The sequence below is a fragment of the Effusibacillus dendaii genome (assembly GCF_015097055.1).
GTDB lineage: Bacteria > Bacillota > Bacilli > Tumebacillales > Effusibacillaceae > Effusibacillus > Effusibacillus dendaii.
In genome coordinates this window covers 651867-673250 of record NZ_AP023366.1, presented here as the reverse complement: position 1 = coordinate 673250, position 21384 = coordinate 651867, and the positions used below count along the sequence as shown (strand labels likewise).

Here is a 21384-nt window from a genome sequence, read left to right as displayed (position 1 = left end):
GGGGGTTTTATTATGCCAAGAAGAAAACGGTCTGCTGAAGAAAAGATGGCGATTGTAGTGAAAGGAATGACTCCGGACGCCAACATCTCGGAAATCTGTCGCGGTCATGGGATTACACAAACTCTCTGTTACCGTTGAGAGAAGCATTTCTACAAGGCGGTTTCTCAGTATTAGCAACAGGCCCTTCCAATCGTGAGCAACAGCCGGAAAAGGGGCTTGAGGAAGCAAAGATACTACTTGGAGAAAAGGAAATGCAAATTGAGATTCTCAGAAAAAAGAGGAATTGGGGCCGAAAGTAAGCACCCGAGAACTCATTCAGGTTCTTGATCTAGAAGTCCGGTGAAAAAGTCTCATAAACCAATAGGTAACTGCATCGTACACATCAAGACCATATTCTTCGCCAACTAAACGAAGTCGTCGACCGAGTCCGAACCGTCCCTCCCTCCCTTCCGGATCGAACGACCTTGGTAAAAACCCGTAAGCTGTGGCGAAAGCATGGGATTTTCGAGTGAATGATGATCCATGTTGTCGATCAGTGCATTGCGGCTGGCTTGGTAAAACCGGACGTCCACGCAGGGGTGGACGGATCGCAGGTACGAGCCAACGCATCCGTTCACAGCCTGCAGGAAATCACATTGGCCCCGGTGCATTCCATTGAGGAGTACTTGTCAGAATTAGCTCGTCAGGATCAAGACGAAATGCCTGTGGACCCGAAAAAGGAGGATTCCGATCCCCCTCCGTCGTCCTCCGTAAGGTCCGCTTCAGAGACGACACGCTTACAAGAAGAGGCTGTCCATGAAGACTTTCACGGCAAGAAGTTTTCCAATGCGACACACCGAAGCGTAACCGATCCGGACGCCCGGTTATACAAGAAGAGCAAAGGGCAGGAAGCCTATTTGCGTTATTTGGTACACAACGTCACCGATGTGACTTCCGGCGTCATTTTGTCAACGCAGGCAAGTCTTGCGGCGGGCACGGCGGAACGGGAGATCAGCCTTCAGCAGCTTGCAGCCCTTCGTTTTCAACACCCGACAATTCGGATTCGCACCGTATCCGCCGACAAAGCATACGGAACTCCGGAATACCTTGGCACATTATTTTCACAGGGTCTGGTTCCGCTCGTTTCGCTTCGGAATCTGGAACTGGAACCGATCCCAACCTGGAAGAGACAAACCCATGAGGCGGAAAAACAGCGAAAGAGAGCGGCCAAAGTACAAGAAGTTCTGGTCAAAAACAAAGCCAAACGAATCCAACTCGAGGGCAAGTATCGGCAGATCCAGAAAAGGCGTACTCGTTGTGAACATGCCTTTGCGGAAGCGAAAACCGTACACAGGCTGGATCGAGCACGGAGCAGAGGTCTGGAAAGTATGCAAGAACAGACGCTGCTGACCGCAATTGTTCAAAATCTGAAAAGGTTATGCCGGTTTAAGAAAAAACGACCTCGGACCCGGATTTTGGCATGCCAAAATCCGGAATCCGTGACCAGGGAAGAAACTCTAACCTCTGCAATTTCCAGGTTTTTTTCGACTATTTTTTCGTTCATAAGGCCATGCCACATGGTAAACCGGCCCAACTGGCCGATTTTGCCAGTTGATGAGCACGGCGGGTAAAGAGGATCGGTTCCTTGGTTTCAATATCAGAGCGGCAAAAATCCCCACATTTTTCAGTTCATTACGGAGTAGATCAATTCGTTGATTATGATTACCGCTAACTTCTGAAATCACGGTTATCGATCACTCTCTTTGCTTTGAATTGTGTTCTTTCCAGCGTTCCTAACGGAAGAAGTTTTATTTTAAAGTTAACGCCCGTTTCCCGCTTCAAATCTCGGCTAATTTGAACCTCCAGTTCCCCATCTGCTCTTGTACCAAGAGTTTCACATTGAACGGTAACTTCATCCATGATGTTCTCGCGGGTTACTACCAGCCTGAACTCTTCACCAAGCCCATCAATACTTCTCACTATATTCTCTACCAGACTCGCGTAAACGTTGACCCCTCGAACTGTGATCATATCGTCAATCCGTCCATAGATTCCCTTGGGAAGACGGGGATATACCCGTCCACACGGGCACGGTTCATCGGTCCAAGTCGTAAGATCGCCGGACCAGAAACGGATTACCGGTTGTGATGTTCTTTCAAGCGGCGTATACACCGGTACCCCTTCACCGCCATAGGGAACCCGCTGTTTAGTATCTTTGTCCACCACTTCCGTGTAGACCACATCCAGCCATAAATGCACCCCCGTGCGATGCTCGCATTCGGTGTTGCTCATCCATGGCGTTGCTTCAGCCATTGTTCCGGAGTCGATACAGATGCAACCATAGGTTTTTTCAATCCTCCTTTTGGTTGACCGGACTCCTGCACCAGGTTCACCGGAAAAGAACATTATCCTAAAGCCGAATTCTTTCGGATCCACACCTTGTTCTTTCGCTTTTTCAGCTAAATACAAAGAATATGACGGGGTTCCGTAAAAAACCGTAGGTTTCACTTCTTTTAACCAAGACACCGCTTTCTCCGTTTGCCCGGTCTGGCCGGCCCCGAACGGAAACGTTTTCGCTCCCAATCTTTCCGCGCCAATCAGTGCCCCCCAACTTCCAATATACAGACTGAGGGGGGAAGCTATAAACACAAGATCGCTTGGTCTCATGCCAAAGCTCCACATGATTCTTGCGTGCTGATGAGCAATCCGCTCCCAATCGTCTTTCCCGAATGAAAATACGGTTGGTTTTCCTGTTGTTCCCGATGTTCCATGAATACGATGCACTTCTGAATATGGAACACACACATTGGAGCCAAACGGCGGATTTTCTTCAAGATCCTGACGAATATCCGCTTTCGTAGTGATAGGCACTTGCTCAAAGTCTTTCAGACTTTTAATATCGTGAGGATGAAGACCAATCTTATTCCATTTTCTTTGATAGAAAGGGGAATGATTGTAGGCATGTTCCATGACCTTTTGAACTTTGAACAATATGATTTCATCCAGTTCTTCCCTTGAAGCTGTTTCAATGTCCTTATACCAATACTTTTCATTCAAGTCTGGAATATACTCTTTATCATATTTGGGCGGCCATTGATGCAGTAACTTATTTTTAACTGATGTTTCAATCACACGTATTCCCTCCCTTAATTAACGAGTCCGCTGTCTATACTAGGGACTGTTCCATTGATATAACTCGCTTCATCGGAAGCAAGGAACAGGTAAGCAGCGGCCATATCTTCCGATTTACCCAATTTTGGCAACGGTGTTTTGGTCTTTCAGAGGTTGAGTCAAGCAATGATTTTTCCTACTTCTTTTCTTATAAAATTAGCAATATCCCCTATTCTCGTTTCAGGCCCGAAGATTTCAGCTATACCGGCCGCTTTAAGAGCCGGAAAATCCTCTTCCGGTATAACTCCGCCCATCAGAACCAGCACATCATCCATTCCTTTTTCCCTCAGAAGCTGAACCACCTTGGGGCCCAGTGTTAAGTGATTGCCTCCGAGCGTACTCAAGCCTACAACATCGGCACCTTCCTGAATCGCTGCATTCACAATTTGTTCCGGAAACTGATTTCCCAGAAATACGACTTCCATTCCTTCATCCCGCAGCATTCTTGATACCACAAGAGCTCCGCGCCAATGAATATCCAATCCCAATTTTGTCATAATCACTTTAATCTTTTTATCTCCCATATTGGCTCCTCCTCGAATGAATCAAGCTAATGGAAACTGCCACAAGCCAAATTCCTGACGAAATACTTCTTCAATTTCACCCAAAGTAGCGTATGCTGCTACAGCTTCTTTGATATATGGCATCAGGTTTATGTCCTCATGGCACTTCTGTCGAATCATGTTCAACGTCTGCTCCACTTTCGTGTTATCTCTTCTTTCACGCAGTTTTCTCAGCTTTTCTTTTTGCTTTCTTTCTGCATCCTCCGGATAGCGAAATACATTGACTTGGGTTTTGTTCCCTTCAGTTGGGAAATAGTTGAGGCCAACGATTTTGCGCTGACCGCTCTCGATATCCTGCTGCGTTTGATATGCAAAGTCAGCAATTTCGCGGTGCAGCCAACCGCTTTCCACACATGACACCAATCCTCCTTTGGATTCAATAAGCGCAATATATTCACGGATTCTATTGGCTATTTCCTTCGTCAAGCTTTCTATATAATAAGATCCGGCGAGGGGATCTACAGTATTAGTCACATTCGTTTCAACCTGCAGGATTTGTTGTGTTCTGATGGAAATTAGGGCGGATTCTTCCGTTGGAGCCGAATAGGCCTCATCATACGAGTCTATATGCAAAGACTGTGCCCCACCAAGCACTGCGGCAAGTCCCTGGATCGCCGAACGGGCGATGTTATTCAGAGGTTCCACTTTAGTAAGCGTGATACCCGCTGTCTGAACGTGAAAGCGCATTAGCTGTGACTTAGCATGTTTCGCATGGAACCGGTCTCGCATGATCTCCTGGTAAACCAGACGAGACGCCCGGCATTTCGCGATTTCTTCAAAAAAATCATTAAACAAGTTCCAGAAGAATGATAACCTCTTGGCAAAATCATCAATTTTGTTGCCTCTTCTGATCAGTTCTTCCGATGTCGCAATGGCATTGGCCAATGCGACCGCCACTTCCTGCACGGCAGTAGTTCCTGCTTCACGCAAGTTATAACCGTTGTAACTGACAGGATTCCATCTCGGCAGGTTTTTACTTGCGTACTCGATCGCGTCGCACTGCAAACGGAAACAAGCTCTGGGGGGAAGCACTTCCAAGGAGCTCCCGATCGTCGTTTCCATCAAAAAATCGTTCTGATTGGTACCGGACAATTTTTCTAGAGGAATACCCCGTTTTTCCGCCATGACAACAAACATGGCCATAATCACTACGGTGGTACTGGGCAAATGGGTAACAATGTTGGAAGAGACTTCGTCAACAGGGATACCATCATACAAAGCTTCCACATCTTCCAAAGAATCGATCGCTACACCTGCGGCTCCCACGTGCCCTTCTGCTTCCGGATCATCGGAATCATAACCGCGGATGGTGGGAAGATCCAATACGACACTTGTTCCCGTAGCACCGTTTTTCAGTAGAAATTTAAAGCGGTCATTGGTATCTTCCGGTGTACCATAACCCGCGATTTGCCGAACAGTGAACAATCGTCCTCGATACATATTAGGATAAATGCCGCGTACATACGGCGATTCACCTGAAAAGCCCAGATCGCTTAAGTAATCCAAGTCCTTTATATCATCCGGGGTATACAGCAATTTAATCGGAATTCCCGAGTCGGAGTAATATTCTTTTTCCGCTTCATTGTTTTTTACCGTCTCTTGCTCCCAACGTTTCTTTTCTGATTCGATTTGACGAATAGCTTCCGAATCAAACATTTGTGTTCGCGGTTTCGTATTATTGCTGGACATACTTTCTCCTCCCCATCTCCTAGTTGGCGCTTATAATTCCGTCCACAATTTCCTGTGCCACGGTAAAAGGGTCTAATTGTCCGTCACGGACAAAAGCAATTCGTTGTCCGATGTCTTTTTTCGATTCGACATACTGTTTCACTTTGGACGAAAATAACTCTTCAATCATGCTGTACAATCGTTTCGTATTCCGTTCTTGTCGTTTTTTATCCCATAATTCTGAATAATGAAGATATGCTTTGTGATGGTCAATTTCTTCCATCAATTCTTTGATTCCCACCTTTTGTGTGGCAATGGTTTGCAGCACAGGCGGTTGCCACCCAACCTTTTCCAGTTCTCGAATCATCATCTTCAGATCCCTTACGCTTTCATCAGCTCCGGGGCGATCCGCCTGGTTGATCACATAGAGATCGGCAACTTCCATAATTCCAGCCTTCATTGTTTGCAACGTATCACCTAAACCCGGTACATTTACGAGAACCACCGTATCGGAGATGTCCAATATGTCGTGCTCCACTTGACCTACACCGACCGTTTCCACAACAATGATGTCTTTTCCGAAAGCATCCATCAACAGCACAATGTCGGCGGTGGATGCTGCAATTCCACCTAAACTTCCTCTTGTAGCTAGGCTTTTAATAAAAACATTGGGTAATTTGGATAATTCCTGCATTCTGATCCGGTCTCCAAGCAGCGCTCCTCCACTGAAGGGACTGGAGGGATCCACACAAATCACCCCTATCTTCAATCCCTGATCAGCCCAACCACTGCACAAGTTCCCCACCAGAGTACTCTTCCCTGCACCGGGAGGTCCCGTAATCCCTACAACGTGTGTGTTTCCCTTCTTTACTGCACTGTGTTTCAATACCTCATAGCCGATAGCAGTCCCATTTTCGACTTCTTTTAGCAGCCTGCCTAACGCAACCGGATCTCCTTGATTAAATAACTCAATCAGTTTATTCATGCTTCCCTCCTACAAATTTGGGCTGCAATCCCAATTCATGTTGGGCATAATTCAAATGATCCAGCACAGCTTTTTCCGCCCGAACCGGTTGTTTCTGCTCGATGGCTTGGAATATTTCCCAATGCTGATTCTGAAAACGCTTTAATGTTTCGTTAGAAGCAGACAGCAGGCTTCTGGTTTCCCTGATCTGTTCCTCCAATAAACCGGAAATCATCTCCATGAGCATAACCAAAATCTTATTTTTGGAAGCCTCCACAATCCAACGGTGGAAATAAAAATCCGATTCAATCTCCATTTCCTGATTTACATAAAGGTCGTCTAACTTGATTAAATAACGTTTCAAAACGGACAAATCGTGGTCTGTTCTGTTCAATGCTGCCAAACGAACGGAATACATTTCGATCACCGTCCGCACTTCAAATAACTCAATCGTATCGATTCCCCTGGATAAAGCAACCAAAGACATAATGTTCTTCAAGTTTTCGGGATCCGCTTGTTTGATGATGGTGCCTTCTCCGGTTTTTGCTTCAATGATACCAAGAACATCCAAAACCCTGAGCGCCTCCCTAACGGAGGAACGGCTGATTCCCCAAGATTCAGATAATTCAAGTTCGGGTGGTATTTTTTGCCCAACTTTCAGCTTCTTTGTAATCAATAACTCTTTGATTTGATCAAGGATTTCTTCAAATATTTTTTTATGCCGAATCGCTTTAAACATATCCAATCTCCTTCGTCTGACAATGCAGTTAAGGTAAAATGAACGCGTCCCCTTTTCTGATTCTTTGAAAAGCTCCGGACATAGATTTGGCGACCACCGAATTCGAACAGACTATCACCCTGAATATCTCCGATTTATTCACCCCTATGAAAATCATCCCACACTCTCTCCCAATCCGGATATTCCTCCTGCACTAAGAGTCGTTTCGAGAGAACCCGGCGGAAAAATTTACCCATCCCACTACTTTACAATGTGGAAACGATCATTTTCCGTGGATCCTCCCGGCTGTTATGTGCAACTTTTAATCAAGTACACGGTTGGCAGAAATCATAAAGCGGGTGAGAACCGCACCGACCAGCGCAAGTGCAGCTCCAAGAAACAGAACGTACTGCCAGGATCCCAGCGTTACAATTAAAAATCCTGTCAGTGCCGGGGCGATAATTCCAGCAATGGTTCCGGAAGTGTTCATTACTCCGGATAATGTACCTGCACTCTTTGGCCCGATATCAATCGGCAAAGTCCAGAACATTGCGAAATTAACTCCGAGGAATGTAACCGATAAAGTAATATAAGTCAGAGCAGCCCATTCATTGGGTGTATATGCTCCCAGCGCCATAAATACCGCAGTGCCAAGAAAAGAAACGTAAATCGGAATTCTTCTCGCCTGGGTAAGACTGTATCGCTTGGTAAGATAGTCTGATGCCGTGCCGGCTACATTCATCGCAATAAACGCTCCCAGCCAGGGCAACATGCCGAAATATCCTACTTTAAGTAAGGTGAATCCGCGTGCTTTCATTAAATAGGCTGGCAGCCAGGTAAGATAAAGATACCAATTGTAGTTTTGAAAAAAGTAAATTAACGTAAGTCCCCATATTTCCTTTACACGAAGCAGCGCACCCCAGGAAATTCTGGTTTGATTCTCGCTATGGAGTTGATTGATATCCTTCATCTCGTTTAATTCATCTTTAGTGATAAACCGGTTGTCTTTCGGATCATCTGTGGCGATTTTCAACCACAAAACAGCCCAAATAATCCCGATAATCCCAAAGAAGTAAAAGGATGCGTGCCAACTGAAATTTTGCGTCAACCAAGTAGTAATGGGTGCCGCAATCATGACGCCAATAGCCATTCCCGACATATTCAGACCCTGCCAGCGTCCTCGTACATGCAAAGGGGACCATCTGGACACAATCGAAGTATGAGATGGGAAGTTAACTGCCTCTCCGACCCCCAGTAGGAATCGAATTAACAACATCGCGCCAAATCCCCAAGCCAGCGGAGTAATTGCTGTGAAGACCGACCACAAAATTACTCCCAATGCAAGAAACTTGACCCCTCCCCACTTGTCGGACAACCAGCCGGCAGGAATCCCAAGCAGCAAATACCCAGCAAAAAAAGCGGAAGCAAGCATCCCATACTGCTGTTCATTCCAACCGAATTGTTTCATCATGGTTACCGCTACGACAGAAATATTCGAACGGTCGGTATAAGCGAGGATGGTACTTAAAAAGATGAAAAACATGACCCACCAACGGGCTTTGATTCCTCTTCGAACACTTACCTGTCTTTCAGCTGCCCTCACTGTTTCCCTTTCCACCCTGGAATAACCTCCCCTGTTAAGGTTTTGGTTACTCTCCACACCCGGGTTCCACGCAAGCGGAACCTTATCTGTAATTGGAATGAGAACGCTTTCATACCCCCTTTGGCAGTAATAATGTTGTACGAGACAATTCCTGAAGATAGCAGTCCAATTGATTACGACAAAACAGAAACTACATTACTTGGAGTTAAAACTTAGAAGAATGAAGAGAGGACTAAACATAATGTCTGGAGGAGTGGATCTAGTTAGGTTAATACGATTGTCTGACAATCGTATTAAAAGCTTAATAACATGTTACCAAAAACACAAAAGTCGGTCAATATAGAGTATTCAAAATATGATGTATGCGAGACGGGTTACGAATCACTCTCAAGGGAAAATAAGGTCTAACCAGAAAATTGAAGGATGTCCCGTTTCTATCCCAATCTGAAAACAACACACAGACCTATAATCGAAAAGAATCATTGAAAAACTGTCACAAAAAATAGTAGAATTAAAGAGATTCCCATCTATCGCATAATATCAAGAATGAAGGCGCTTACTGCGTGGGAGCATGACTAATATGGAATAAGGGGAAAACACTGATATGGAACTTACATTGGATCTTGCCAGGAAACTAATTGAAATTGGAAAGGAAAAAGCCATCAAAGACTTTGGCAGACCTATCTGTATTGCCATCGGTGATGATTCGGGGGCACTGCTAACCTTTGATCGGATGGAAGGCGCACCTTTGCGAAGTATTCGCATATCTCAACAAAAGGCCTATACAGCAATTCGGATGGGTGTTTCAACGGATGTCTTTCTTTCCAGGCTGCAGCAAGACAACCTTGAAATAAGCTATTACTGTGATCCAGGATTAACGGCTTTACCTGGTGGAAATTTGCTCAAGAATAAGGCTGGTAAAATAATCGGTTGCGTTGGTGTAAGCGGTCTTGCAGTAAGCGAGGACCAGAGTATTACTGAATATATTGCTAAAATTGTTAATGAGGAAAACATAGATTGAACAGTAACGAATCTGATACCCATCATAGAGCAGAAGAAAAAAAAACCGACCTTGAATTGGTCAAAACCCCATTTAGTGGAAATTGAAAAAAGCCCTGGCTACAAGCTGGCATCGGTATTCAACCGGTGTCAGCTTGTTTGAGCTCTTTCTTCGTTGTAAAATCCTCGATTTTTTTTGTGATTCCCAGGGACGTTTCCCATAACTTAAAGGGACGGACCATAACTACCGGACCATCCCCATGGTTGCATTTATCCTATTCACTATTTACCTGTGTAGAGAACCACTTTCTCCTTATTCGCCCTAGCATGTGTCAACTTCCTCCTCTAGCCATGCAAACTTCCCTGCAACCAGGGGCGAACACGCTGGGGGCCGACCGGGATTTGGATCAAGCTGGTTTCCTGCTTAGTAACCATCCTATATATCTCATCACAAGTGCTCACATCAAATCCGAGGAGTGGGCGACCTCCTATCCCGATGGCAGACGCTGTCAGCAGTAAACGCTGTACAAGCATACCCGCTTCCATTTGTTGGATGCGATATCCTCTGTATCCCAATACTGTTTTCAAGTGGTTCTGGTCTCCTGCCACATGCAAACACAGCGGTACTTGGAACAGATTTACATTTCCCAGAGACATTGCCTGTTGAAGCTGGAGACGATGATCCCCGAGACGTACCTGTCGCAGAGCATGATTAGCGCTGTCATAGTGGTATGCACCATTGGGAATGCCTTCGGCGTTATACAAACAGCCATACAATGAAACACGAGGTTCGGGCTTTGCATAAGGTCTATCCAAATCATTTCGGTATGAGAAAGAACTCGTTGCTTCTTGCAACAGAGCTGACAGTTGTTCTTGGCTTACTTCGTTCATAAAGAATTCCGTATCTGGTGAGTACCGCTTTCGTGTGATTGACGCTAAATCATACGACAGGCGTTTCACGCTGGGCAGAGCTATCACCTCACCTTCACAGTAATCTCTTTTTTCTTCCTTGATCTGCCGAAACGACCGCTGTGATTCCAGCAAAGACGCTTCATTCATTCTGATCAGCATCGGATACTGAAAAACCCTACGGGATCGGACATATTGATCATGGCGAACAGGAGTTAACTCACGGCACAATTCGGTAGCGAAGACAATCCCGTTTCTGTCACTCTCCTCTGTAAACCAAGTGGTTGCTGGCTCTACCGAGAGCGGAATAACTGCGTAAACGCTCTCTTCTTGCTCGGATAGCCCGAGCAGATGGTTTACGGCCCGATCAAGAAACTGAAAATATACCCCCGATTCGAACCGAAACCTTTTCGAGACTTCCAGCAACTGTCCAATCAGAGCTCCAGCATCCAGTCCTTGCAGGCGGTAGGCAAAGTTATGATATTTAAAAAAATTCTTCCAAAACATTGTCGACACAAAGACAGTGCCAAAACACTCCGACATTTCGCAGCGATTACCAAGCGCCCGGGCAAGATATGAATCGAAATTGCCTTCACGTAATAACACCAAGCGATGGTGTGCCACATCATAATGGTACACTCCGGAAGGCAAATCCTGTATCTTCAGATACACGTATAATTCGCTTGGATACACCCCCCCTCCTGAGGGAACAAATCGCCGGTACGATTGCATTAGACCGGTCCCTTGTTCCGCAGATTCAAGGTCAAAGACCGACTGGCAGAGTTGAGCGAGTCCAAATACGTACCAGAGAAAACCACCGATTACGTGTAGATCGGGCTTGGTGCTTGATTGCTGTCCTTCCAGTGTCAGTGGCACTTCAGGGGAGAGCGGAAAAAACAGGCAATCCGCGGTAGAGCTTATACGTAAGCGGTGCGTCTTCCCAATCCACTTCCCAATCCCGTGGTCGGATGTTGTCAGGGTCAAAATGCAGTTTTTGCAAAAATGCCTCCAGACTCATCTTTCCTCCTCCTAGAATCGGTTTATGGAAACGGATGTGGGTGTGGATTGAGCTGTTCAAGCGTTAAGGGTTGTTCAGCATACCCGAGGTCCACTGGCACCCTAAACACTCTCTCCAGACCTGTCAAACGGGTAAGGTGATGTCCGAACGTCATTGGCATCATCCCCGGAATCAGAACTTTTACACAGTACAATCCGTTTCTACTGATTTCCGGTGTTGTCTGGTTCACTACTATCACGTCGAGATGTAATCGGCGAAACGTCTGGATAATGTCCCTCAAATCATCGGTCAGATCCGTATGCCGCGCCTTCGGCTTGAATTGCTCGTCAAATGTTCGCATAGGTCGATTTTCATTCAGCAAAAATTGCAGTCGCTCCTCCGCTTCCGGCAAACTGTACAGCATGGAATGGTCCTCCATCTTCTGCACCAGGGACGGGTCATGAAGCATTCTAAGACACTCTGCTCGGTTCGATTCAAATTTCTCGTCAAGAGTGAGCAGCATCCCGGCTACCTCATGTATCGCACTTTTCACTGCATGAACGGGGTCCAGATGAGCACCGGCCGCACAGATGAGATTCACTCCCTTTTGTTTCCTGTTTTTCGCCAAAGTCCAAACACTTGGAATCCCGTTCTCCATCGTGGAGTCAAATAAATACAGATCATAACCCGCTACCGCTTGTAGGCGATCGATCATCAACCGCAATTCCAGATCCATAACGGAATCAGGGTCAAGACGTGGGAGAGGAAGTTGCGCGTACCAGGTCATAAGGAATGAATCACGTTCCACCACTTCCATAATGCCGTAGAAAATAGCCTCCTCCAGACTTCCACCTATCGCGCATCCGTTGGAAGTTTCATAAACGAAGCCATCCCCGCAACCTAAGCTGTAATAGGCAAGCAATTCCGGAACCAGAATCGAACGTTCTTGCAAAAACGAATATCCCCATACCCAATCGATGGGACGATCCGGATCAAACGGTTTGAACGGAAAACCAGGCTGCGAATACTGTTCCTTTGCGTGTACGCCTACTTTAACAGGGCTAAGCGCTTGATTCGCCAGATTGTGAAAACTATCGTGGATTACCGTCCGCTTTCCACGGGGTGTCAGGCCGCAATATCTCTCCAAGCCCTCCAAGATAGCAGTCAACTCGCTGTCCGCATATGAATGAGTCCGGCCAGCTGTGGCCTCGTCCCCCATAAGCAACGGCAGATTCACACTTACACCGGCAAACGGTGACACAAGGTCATGCATTTTCCCATTCAAAAAGCCAGTCCGGTAATCCAGATAATCTTTGACCAAAACATCCTTCAGATCATCCATCGAACGGCAACGGTAACTGTTTGCGTGGATTTTCGGACTTGGTTGCAGTGAAATTCGAGCCGCTATCGGTGAATCGTCGGGTAATCGACTACAAACGGGACACAGTGGATCGGGCAGAAAAAAGTGACGTGAACTCTTTAACGTATTCAGGTTGATTAAAATCACCTGCCCTTCCAAGTAGGCCCTGTTGTTTTGCAACACCTTCTGTACCTCAGCCACAACCAGGTGTGCCATGTACAAAAGCCCCGTGCGCGACGCCCACTGGTCACGCCGTATTCCCCCATGGGTCGTTACTTTCTTTTGCAACTCCCACATCTCCTTGCGGTCGTGTCCCGCCATGAGCTGCCGCATGTCCGCACATTGGGAGCACCCCGACATACCTGGGCGAACCAGTGGTCCGATCACGCCCTCTCCAAATAAAACAAAACCGCGAAGCCACGGGATCCCAATGGGCTGCAGCATATCTTCCGCCTGCTTATGAAAGGAGGGGTTCCAGGCATCATGCAATACCAGAACCAAATCCGTTCTATTCAATCTTCCTGCCTTGAAATCCGTCCGACGAATGACCCGGTATTCATCAGAAAGTTGTGCGTACACGAAGTCAGCCAAAAGCCCTTCTCCAACAATAGTCACAGCAGAACTCAACAGGATTCCTCCTCTCGTACAATAACTCCGAAAACTCCTGCAAGTTCCTGTTTAAAAAACGGTTCCACCGCCATATCAAAGACTAAAAGTCGCTTCTTGTTATTTTTCAACGTTTGCAGGGCAGACTGTAAAACCTCCGAGTGTTCCCCCTCTTTATACGAGGGGATCATAAGAGTTTGTGAACCCCTTTCTTCCAAATGCACGGACGAAGTCACCAACGATTGCGGCATAAGGTACGCCTCTTGATTTTGTTCCTTCAGCAAAGCCTGTTGCAATGCGTTCCGCAACGCCTTCGTCACATTCAAGCCAACACTGCCATACCAGCGGCCATTCGTACCTACCCACACCACCGGGAACCCATATAATTCTTCTCCCAACCCAATGATCGGTTCCCCCTGCATCTCGGTCAATGCCTGTAAATAGAAACGACAACCATTATCTCTTACGTTACTTAATTGCACCTGAAAGACAATAGGGTTCTGAACCACTAGTTGCTTCCCCAGTTCCTCAACCAAACATTTTTGCAACCCACGGCAAACCCCTTCTGCAACTGTTTCCCCTGCTCCCACACCGACAAATTCTTCCTGATGGGGCCGAAGCTTCGATATGAGCAGATCGACCATTCGTGACGCATACACTTCAATTCCGGTTAACCCCGCTTCCCGCCGTGCCTCTTCATGTGTTAAACCCGTACAGACAATCTCCGGTAACAGTTCTGCCGGTCCCTCTGACAGCGGGTCGGATGATTGTACGCGGCACTGAGCCAAAGGAAGTTGCTTCAAATCCCCCTCCTCCCAGACATGGAAAATCCCTGTTTCCGCCGATGTTAATTGGTTGAAGTAGGGAAGCAATCCGTTCGATCCACGATTGATCAAATTCAGTTCGAACCGGAAATCGAGATCCTCCATCCTTTCGACAGCCGCATGTCCGGTTACCAGGGGATGGGGGTTGAACGAATGCCAGTTTCCTTCCAATGTCTCCAAATCTAGCAGGAACAGTTTATTCATCAATTCCGATTTGGCAATTTTCGTAACCGTTTTTAGCAATTCAAACACGATCACATTTGCCAACAACGCTCCCGCAGTGGAGGAGAAGCTGTGCAGTTGCGGGTCTTTACAGACCGCAGGTTTGTGTATGCGTCGCCATGCCGACTCCCAACATCCGTCAGACTCCGGATGGACCAGTGGACCTGCCAGCCCTGCCTGATACAGACATATGGCAGGGAGTAACACCTTACCCTCCTCCCTGCAAATCGCATGAAGATCACGCAGTTCTTCGAAATCGCCCACCTGCGATACATACAAAATGAAATCAAACGGCTGCACAGCCTCCCGCCAACCACACGCCGTCCACTCGTGCAGGATGACCTCCTCTACCGCCACATCAAGGTCCGTTTGGCGGGCATGTTCCTCCAGCTCCACCAACCGCAGCCGATTAGTGGGCACCGAGTCTGTGACCAGCATGTGAAACTTAGGCAATCCGGATTCGAATAACGCCGCAACCAAAGAAACAAAAATTGGACCAGAGCCGACGGCCAACACTTTCGATTGACGATAGCACTGAAAACGGTATGCGCCTGAATCAGCAAAACAATCTAAAAATTCAATTTGAGAAGCATACTTTTTGAGAACTTCATCCGTCAATTGATGGGGACGGTCTTGGCTTACATCCCGAACAATGCCATTTTGGTACAACACTTCCGCGATTTCATATACCTGTTCCCGGTATTTGTCAGGCAATCCGTCTGTCAAATCCTCCAACGTATGCTCCCCGTTGAGCACCGGAATCAGTTTTTCAATCCATTGATCGATCGTTTTGCCTTCCATATGAAACGAGCCTATGTTATTCAGAAAATACACACCTTGGTTTGGATCAGGGAGAAAAAACGTGTCCCCTTTTATTTTTAGACGCATAGAGGGGTTGAAATTTGTCATTACACTCCTCCTGATTGTGATCTGTTCTGTTGTCTGTGCCATCACTTGCACTCTAATCTTATGTATTGCTACTGTCCTAAGTTCCTGATCTTGTAAAGAACAACCCCTGCCAGCGTTAACACCATGCAGGGGTGACCCCTTTTTCTTAGTAAGTCACGGTTTCTGTTAGAAAACTAAAAACAACGGGCACAGCCGCCGCATCTAAAACAACCACCGCATCTGAAACAACCACCGCATCTGAAACAACCACCACATCCGAAACAACCGCCGCATCTGAAACAACCGCCACACCCGAAACATCCAAAAAATGCCGGAACAGCATCGTGCTGGCCCTCTTTCTCAGAAGGCCTCACCTCGCCCACCTTGAACTCATCAACTTTTAATTTTTGGAGTTCTTGTTTGAAACTATCCATTTTGACAGCCTCCGTTTATGAAATTAATAGGTTCCGCCAGCTCCATAATCAGGAATTGGTAAAAAGAACAGTACGAAGATGATCAAGAAAACAACTGCCCAACGGGTGAATCCGCCAAATACACCGTCGATCGAACGCCTCCTCTCCGCAAAAGTTACTTTATATTAATGGAACTCTAGTGTTACTGTTACCGCTCCAGACACCTATTTTTATTGGTTCTTCGTCAAACCGTTGAAGAGAGCTTGGACATATCCAAGAACGCATCCCATAACAAAAGGGACGGCCCAATAATTATCGGACCATCCCTTAAGTCTCATTTCTCTATAATTGAAAACACATTATGTTAAATAATGGAAATTAAAATCCGTTGTTAAGTTAAAGCATTTATTTCCCTACCACATTTTAACCCAAATTTCGAAAGCCAATTATAGAGAGCCTCGATTCGAATGGGAGTTTGTGAGTTGGTCTGCAAACTGGAAGCGTTTTTACATGATATGGTAATTGTTTCTCGTTTTTGGGCACACTTTCCCCCTCCCCACCGATACGGGCTCTCGTAGTTTCCATTAAGTTTTTTCCCCATTCACTCCAATTGGGCTACCCTTACTATCATCTGCTCCAAGATCCAACGATTGCTGAAACAATCGGCGATTTTGAGGATCGCGGTTCTGCTGTGACTCACCAATATCCCTGCCACTTGTAGAAAGTCCTGACGGAACCGTTGTATCGTAAACCCTTGGTGGATGGGATCACAACAGTCTTTCTTGAAGCGTTGAAACAAGTGATAGGTGAAAAGCTTGATGAGCATGTCGACTTCATTGGCTTCAAAATCGGAACTTGCAATCGCATGTATGGAGAACCCGTTCTTGGCTTCTTTGATCGAATTCTCTACACTTGCCCATTGGTTGTAGAACCGCCAGATGTCAATCGGTGACCCATCCAGGTTGGTGACGATCGCTTCATACTCCCAAAGAAAATCGTACAGTTGTAATTGATCCAAATCAAAACGTTCGGCTTTCCGGATTATTACGACACGCCGGGGTTTCTTCCATGTCGTAGCTTGGTAGATCAGTGTGATGCCTTCAATCACGATATCCTCGTCTACGTACCGCTTCCAATGGTTGCAAGAAGAAATCGCATCTTGAAGGCGTTTTGTCCATTTCAGTTTTCCTACATAACCGATTCGTTTCTGCTCCCAAAACCGGTAAAACTCTTCTCCCCCAAACCCTTTGTCAAATCGAGCAAATTTGACATTGGAACCGGAAGGAAGCAACTCGAGTGTGGTTTTCGCAAACTCAATCGCATGGGTAGAGGAATGCGTATTACCTGGACGAAGAACCCCATTTAAGCAAAAACGGGATTGCCCTTCAAACACGAGAAGGGGATGATAGCTCTTTCGACCGGGTTTGTTTGAATTCACTCCTATTTCTGCTCCTTCCTGGTTTCCATAGACCGTCTCAACGGTTGAATCAAAATCCAGAATAAGAGATTCCGGTAAATGAGGGGCAATGACGTAGTGAGTAAGCTGCCGAAGTTGCCACTTCAAAGAAGGGCTCTTTGCAGCAAATCGCCCCAGTTCCTTGTAAAGCAGGGAATGGTGAGGACACCGTCCACCTAAGAATCGCTTGATGAGAGAGTCGTTCTGAAGGGGGCGAAAGTGGAACAATCGTTGACAACCAAACAGCCAGCCGACTACAAGATAGAGGAGGATCTTCCAAAACGGGAAGATCGAATTCCCCTCTTTGGTACAGTCGAGTTGTTGAAAAGCACCTTCCCGCTTTATTTTCTCAAGGAAATCCAAGACAACCTTGCCACCGGCGTGAGAAGTAGCGTTCTTTAACGTAAATTCCGTTTTCATTTGGGAGGTATTTGTGGTAGACTCCTCCTAAAAGGTGCTCCTTTTCTTTGGGTGATGTTGGTCTCGCAAACACCATTCTACCAAAGATCAGGGCACTTTTTTAGTAATTTAAAGCTATGTTACTTTCGAAATTCGGGATGAATTAATATTTATTGAAACCTCGATAGGTCTTTCAATTGAATAGCCATTGTCTGAAGTTGTTGAATGGCAGCATTAATTTGCTGAATACCCGACGCCATTTCTCGAGTTGAAACTAACTCCTCTTCTACTTCTTCCATAACACTGTTTACTCTTGTTTTCATTTCAGTCATGCTTTTTAATATATTCTCCGACGATTCTCGGGATCTCTCCGCCAATGTCCGAATTTCATTGGCCACAACTCCAAAGGACCGGCCATATTCGCCTGCATGAGCCGCCTGAATCGCGGCATTTATCCCCAGCATGTTGCTTTGATTGGCAATAGACTTTACGACATCGACAATTTTTGAATTGTCATCGACCGATTCCACGACTTTCTGACAATTTATTGATATTTCGTTAATCGAATCCGATAACTGCGTTGCGTTATTTGCAATGTGCTGAGCCCAATCATTCATTTGGATCACCGATGCAGCCAACTCTTCAGCAGCAATGGAGATCCGTTCTTCTTTATCACGTGATAAAATTACAGTTAACGCACCCTCGATTTTACCTTTCTCATCATAAATAGGGACACTTATTACATTGAAAGCGAGACCAAATCTGGATTGTTCTTTAGCCACGGATTGACGGATCGTTTTGCCCGCTTCCAGCGTCTTGGCGGTGACAGATCCTTTGTTGACCGGATTGCCAACAATCAAATCAAGTTTGACATCACCTTCATGATAATAGAGTATATTCGTCTTGTCAGAGAGTACCAATGTTGCCATGGGGAAAAGTGAATTCAAAACTGGCATGGTCGCTAGTACATGTGCAATCACCAATGATCTCTCCCTAAAAAGTTTTTAGGCTTCATAGCCAGATGGAACATTCTGTTGGGGTGTTGCTTTCTCTTTTACCAATAAAATAATGAAAGCTGCCAACACGGGTCCGATCGCGAGCGTGACAAAAGCATAAAAATAGTTATGGGTTGCGTCAATAACAGCACCTACAGCAAGCGGAGAAATTAGAGAACCCAGTTGCCAGATTGTATTGACAAATCCTGTTGCGGTACCGACAAGCCGTTGATCCACCAACTCGCCAATATAGTTATTCATGATCGGGCTATACACAAAAGCGGCGATCCCGAGAATCGGAGCAATTAAATACAATAGACTGATGCTTGTTGTTGATCCAAACCATAGCAAAACAGGCCCAAAACAGATGAGAACAACAAACAACAGCACTCTGCGCTGTACTTTAAGAATATCGGAAAGTATTCCTATAATAGGCTTACATAAAAGTGCCGCCATCCCATATATAGACATTATAAAACCTGCTTGTACAAGGGACATGTGCAGTCCTTTATTCATATAGGTATTTGCCCATGTTGCTGTCCCCCAGGTTGCCCACATCGCACAAAAACCGGACATACCTGCCATCATGAGGTTACGGTTTTTGAACATGCCCGCTACATCTTTCCAGAAACCAACCGAAGATTGGGCATTCTGCCGTTGTTCGGCTGCGGAAGTTCTTTCTTTCAGGAAAAAGTAGCCCAGTACAAGTCCCAAGATCGGTAGAAAACCTGCTACCAAAAAAGCAGTTTGCCAGCCATATGATTTTGTTACTGTTGGAACAAACAGATTTACCACAGATACTCCAAGTGAGGACGCAGTCATGAAAAATCCCATGGCAGTGCCGCGGCCTTTTGCCGGAAACCAATCGAATATCGCACGGACACATGCGGAGAACACTGCACCAGAGCCCAATCCGGCGAGGATGCGTAAAACCAATCCCTGTTCAAAGCTTTGAATCATTCCCATAAGAGCCGTGAAAATCCCCATGATGAAAAAGGATCCCAATAAGACCTTCCTGTAACCAAAACGGTCTGTTAATAAGCCGCCCGGCAATTGAGTAATTACATATCCAACATAAAAAGCAGTCATATAGCTGCCGGCCTGTGCGGCGGTCATTCCAAGTTCTTTGGAAGCGATTGGTATAATAGGAGGCCAAGACAAACGGTCAACGAATGAAAACAAGAACGCCAACCAAACAATGATAAGTGCTCCAATCTGCATTACGCGCGAATTCATAATATCCACCCTTTCATTGTTTATTGATCATCTCAAGTTGTTGCTGTTAAGTGAAGGGAATCAAATGATGGCGTCTTGCCGACGCAATTCGGATTGAACAGCTTTTACGCTTACTTCTCCGTTATTCAATTCAACAGATGCGGCAACACCCGCTGCATGGCCAGTCGCAAAGGCTGTTCCCATCACTCGAACGGAAGCAAAAGCTATCGGATCGCATGAAATTATTCTTCCGGCTGCCCAGAGATTACGAACTCCTTGGACTTTAAGAGAGCGCAACGGAATATCATAATAAGAATTGTCTTTAATAGAATGCCACTCATTCGGCTCTCCCGGTACCGGATGTAACTCGACCGGCCAACCGCCACGTGCAACACTGTCTTCCTGCCGCTTGGCTTGCAAGACATCATCGCCGCTCAGTGTATATTCCCCCCGGATATGCCTTGTTTCACGGATTCCAATCTGCGGGCCCGTCTGCACTAAATATGAATTTTCGAAACCGGGTAAGAAACGGCGAAACGACTCCAGATAAGCCCAGGCTTGTTTCCGTGCTGATATCTCGGCAGAGGTCAAACTGGTTGATTCTAAACCATTAACTTCCTCATCAGCAAGAATCGCCAATACATCGTGTGATCCTGGCATTCGGACGATCGTCCCTAACTCTTTAGTAAGATTAGGTATTCCGGCTTTTTTTGCCTTTACAACCGCCTCTTGAATCGTTATCGGGTGTGCATTGGCCTCCGGCGGAACACCGCCGATTCGGATCATCAAAGTAGCGGACTGAAGATGTCCCTTGTCATCGCCAAATACGAAATCTCCGCCGGACAAAGCCGTAAGATTGGCTTCACCGCTTGCATCTACAAACGCGGATGCCTCTATGGTGAATCTTCCACTGTGATCAACGCATTCAATTGCTTCAATCTTGCCGTTCGTTACTTCCGCACCAATCACTTGCGCGTGCAATAAAGGTTCTACTTTTGCTTCTGTTACACACCGATCAAGAGCTATTTTTGTCACTTCAGGGTCCAGCAGCACAATTACGGTGCCTGTCCGGGCAGTTCTTCGTGGTCCATCGTACATGCCGAGTTTCGATAAGTGAGTTAACACCTGCTGTCCAACACCGCCAACAATTTGCTCAGTTGGGTCCGCTTGTGTAAAGAATCCGCAATATGTCAGGACAGAACCATGTGTAGCAATACCCCCAAAGTACGGATTTTTTTCTACTAAAACGGTTCGTGCCCCTGTTTGGGCAGCTCCAACGGCAGCACCCACTCCGGCAGCGCCACCCCCTACAACTGCTACATCGTAAGAATACTTTCTTTTCATATCATCTCCCCTTTCATTATTAGCAGCAAGGTGAACTTATTTTAAATTTAAACCATTATTAATTATCGAAACAATCTATATTTCCGATATA

General features: G+C 46.1%; 16 protein-coding genes and 2 pseudogenes. 3 read left to right on the top strand and 15 right to left on the bottom strand.

The features are described from left to right. Positions 1-12 precede the first annotated feature (12 nt). Positions 13-138 carry a hypothetical protein gene (locus skT53_RS18800; RefSeq protein ID WP_264175997.1) on the top strand — a complete coding sequence of 42 codons (126 nt, stop codon included), beginning with the start codon at positions 13-15 and terminating at the stop codon, positions 136-138. A 302-nt stretch (positions 139-440) separates the two neighbouring features. Next, positions 441-1610: pseudogene (locus tag skT53_RS03490) on the top strand (transposase); the annotation flags it as partial. A 97-nt stretch (positions 1611-1707) separates the two neighbouring features. On the opposite strand, the gene skT53_RS03485 reads toward skT53_RS03490, so the two are convergent. From skT53_RS03485 to skT53_RS03455, 7 genes are all read right to left on the bottom strand, one after another. Then, positions 1708-3111 carry a phenylacetate--CoA ligase family protein gene (locus skT53_RS03485; RefSeq protein WP_226375322.1) on the bottom strand — a complete coding sequence of 468 codons (1404 nt, stop codon included), beginning with the start codon at positions 3109-3111 and terminating at the stop codon, positions 1708-1710. A 14-nt stretch (positions 3112-3125) separates the two neighbouring features. Continuing rightward, positions 3126-3242, bottom strand: a complete 117-nt coding sequence (locus skT53_RS03480; RefSeq protein WP_200759787.1) for an SDR family oxidoreductase — start codon at positions 3240-3242, stop codon at positions 3126-3128. A 27-nt stretch (positions 3243-3269) separates the two neighbouring features. Next, complete coding sequence (locus tag skT53_RS03475; protein ID WP_200759786.1) at positions 3270-3674, bottom strand: cobalamin B12-binding domain-containing protein; 405 nt, start codon at positions 3672-3674, stop codon at positions 3270-3272. Between the two features lie 21 nt (positions 3675-3695). Next, the gene (locus skT53_RS03470; RefSeq protein WP_200759785.1) at positions 3696-5402 is read right to left on the bottom strand and encodes an acyl-CoA mutase large subunit family protein; all 1707 of its coding nucleotides are present in this window, start codon (positions 5400-5402) and stop codon (positions 3696-3698) included. Positions 5403-5421: 19 nt separating this feature from the next. Next, on the bottom strand, positions 5422-6366 hold the full coding sequence (meaB, locus tag skT53_RS03465) for a methylmalonyl Co-A mutase-associated GTPase MeaB (protein WP_200759784.1): 945 nt from the start codon (positions 6364-6366) through the stop codon (positions 5422-5424). Next, positions 6359-7084 (bottom strand): FadR/GntR family transcriptional regulator, encoded by a 726-nt coding sequence (locus skT53_RS03460; RefSeq protein ID WP_200759783.1) that lies wholly within the window; start codon positions 7082-7084, stop codon positions 6359-6361. The genes meaB and skT53_RS03460 overlap by 8 nt, the downstream gene beginning before the upstream one ends. Positions 7085-7385: 301 nt before the next feature. Continuing rightward, positions 7386-8681 carry an MFS transporter gene (locus skT53_RS03455; protein WP_200759782.1) on the bottom strand — a complete coding sequence of 432 codons (1296 nt, stop codon included), beginning with the start codon at positions 8679-8681 and terminating at the stop codon, positions 7386-7388. 589 nt (positions 8682-9270) lie between these two features. Between skT53_RS03455 and skT53_RS03450 the strand changes: the two genes are divergently transcribed. Beyond that, positions 9271-9687: a GlcG/HbpS family heme-binding protein gene (locus skT53_RS03450; RefSeq protein ID WP_200759781.1), complete on the top strand. Its 417-nt coding sequence runs from the start codon at positions 9271-9273 to the stop codon at positions 9685-9687. Positions 9688-10010: 323 nt separating this feature from the next. Here skT53_RS03450 and skT53_RS03445 read toward each other — a convergent pair. From skT53_RS03445 to skT53_RS03410, 8 genes and pseudogenes are all read right to left on the bottom strand, one after another. Next, positions 10011-11592 (bottom strand): annotated as a pseudogene (locus skT53_RS03445) (SagB family peptide dehydrogenase). 22 nt (positions 11593-11614) lie between these two features. Continuing rightward, complete coding sequence (locus skT53_RS03440; RefSeq protein ID WP_200759780.1) at positions 11615-13558, bottom strand: TOMM precursor leader peptide-binding protein; 1944 nt, start codon at positions 13556-13558, stop codon at positions 11615-11617. Beyond that, a complete protein-coding gene (locus skT53_RS03435; protein WP_200759779.1) occupies positions 13555-15492 on the bottom strand; it encodes a putative thiazole-containing bacteriocin maturation protein in 1938 nt (645 codons plus the stop codon). The genes skT53_RS03440 and skT53_RS03435 overlap by 4 nt, the downstream gene beginning before the upstream one ends. 173 nt (positions 15493-15665) lie before the next feature. Next, on the bottom strand, positions 15666-15905 hold the full coding sequence (locus skT53_RS19090) for a heterocycloanthracin/sonorensin family bacteriocin (protein WP_200759778.1): 240 nt from the start codon (positions 15903-15905) through the stop codon (positions 15666-15668). A 580-nt stretch (positions 15906-16485) separates the two neighbouring features. Next, positions 16486-17760 (bottom strand): IS1380 family transposase, encoded by a 1275-nt coding sequence (locus skT53_RS03425; protein WP_200759777.1) that lies wholly within the window; start codon positions 17758-17760, stop codon positions 16486-16488. Between the two features lie 149 nt (positions 17761-17909). Continuing rightward, positions 17910-18719 carry a methyl-accepting chemotaxis protein gene (locus tag skT53_RS03420; protein ID WP_200759776.1) on the bottom strand — a complete coding sequence of 270 codons (810 nt, stop codon included), beginning with the start codon at positions 18717-18719 and terminating at the stop codon, positions 17910-17912. A gap of 24 nt (positions 18720-18743) precedes the next feature. Next, the gene (locus tag skT53_RS03415; RefSeq protein WP_200759775.1) at positions 18744-19970 is read right to left on the bottom strand and encodes an MFS transporter; all 1227 of its coding nucleotides are present in this window, start codon (positions 19968-19970) and stop codon (positions 18744-18746) included. A gap of 60 nt (positions 19971-20030) precedes the next feature. Further along, positions 20031-21293, bottom strand: a complete 1263-nt coding sequence (locus skT53_RS03410) for an FAD-dependent oxidoreductase (protein ID WP_200759774.1) — start codon at positions 21291-21293, stop codon at positions 20031-20033. Positions 21294-21384: the final 91 nt, after the last annotated feature.

Bases quoted from the DNA above. Each gene is read 5' to 3' on its own strand.
- skT53_RS18800 (WP_264175997.1), top strand. From the start codon at position 13: ATGCCAAGAAGAAAACGGTCTGCTGAAGAAAAGATGGCGATTGTAGTG.
- skT53_RS03475 (WP_200759786.1), bottom strand. From the start codon at position 3,674: ATGGGAGATAAAAAGATTAAAGTGATTATGACAAAATTGGGATTGGAT.
- skT53_RS03470 (WP_200759785.1), bottom strand. From the start codon at position 5,402: ATGTCCAGCAATAATACGAAACCGCGAACACAAATGTTTGATTCGGAA.
- meaB (WP_200759784.1), bottom strand. From the start codon at position 6,366: ATGAATAAACTGATTGAGTTATTTAATCAAGGAGATCCGGTTGCGTTA.
- skT53_RS03460 (WP_200759783.1), bottom strand. From the start codon at position 7,084: ATGTTTAAAGCGATTCGGCATAAAAAAATATTTGAAGAAATCCTTGAT.
- skT53_RS03450 (WP_200759781.1), top strand. From the start codon at position 9,271: ATGGAACTTACATTGGATCTTGCCAGGAAACTAATTGAAATTGGAAAG.
- skT53_RS03435 (WP_200759779.1), bottom strand. From the start codon at position 15,492: ATGACAAATTTCAACCCCTCTATGCGTCTAAAAATAAAAGGGGACACG.
- skT53_RS19090 (WP_200759778.1), bottom strand. From the start codon at position 15,905: ATGGATAGTTTCAAACAAGAACTCCAAAAATTAAAAGTTGATGAGTTC.
- skT53_RS03425 (WP_200759777.1), bottom strand. From the start codon at position 17,760: ATGAAAACGGAATTTACGTTAAAGAACGCTACTTCTCACGCCGGTGGC.
- skT53_RS03415 (WP_200759775.1), bottom strand. From the start codon at position 19,970: ATGAATTCGCGCGTAATGCAGATTGGAGCACTTATCATTGTTTGGTTG.
- skT53_RS03410 (WP_200759774.1), bottom strand. From the start codon at position 21,293: ATGAAAAGAAAGTATTCTTACGATGTAGCAGTTGTAGGGGGTGGCGCT.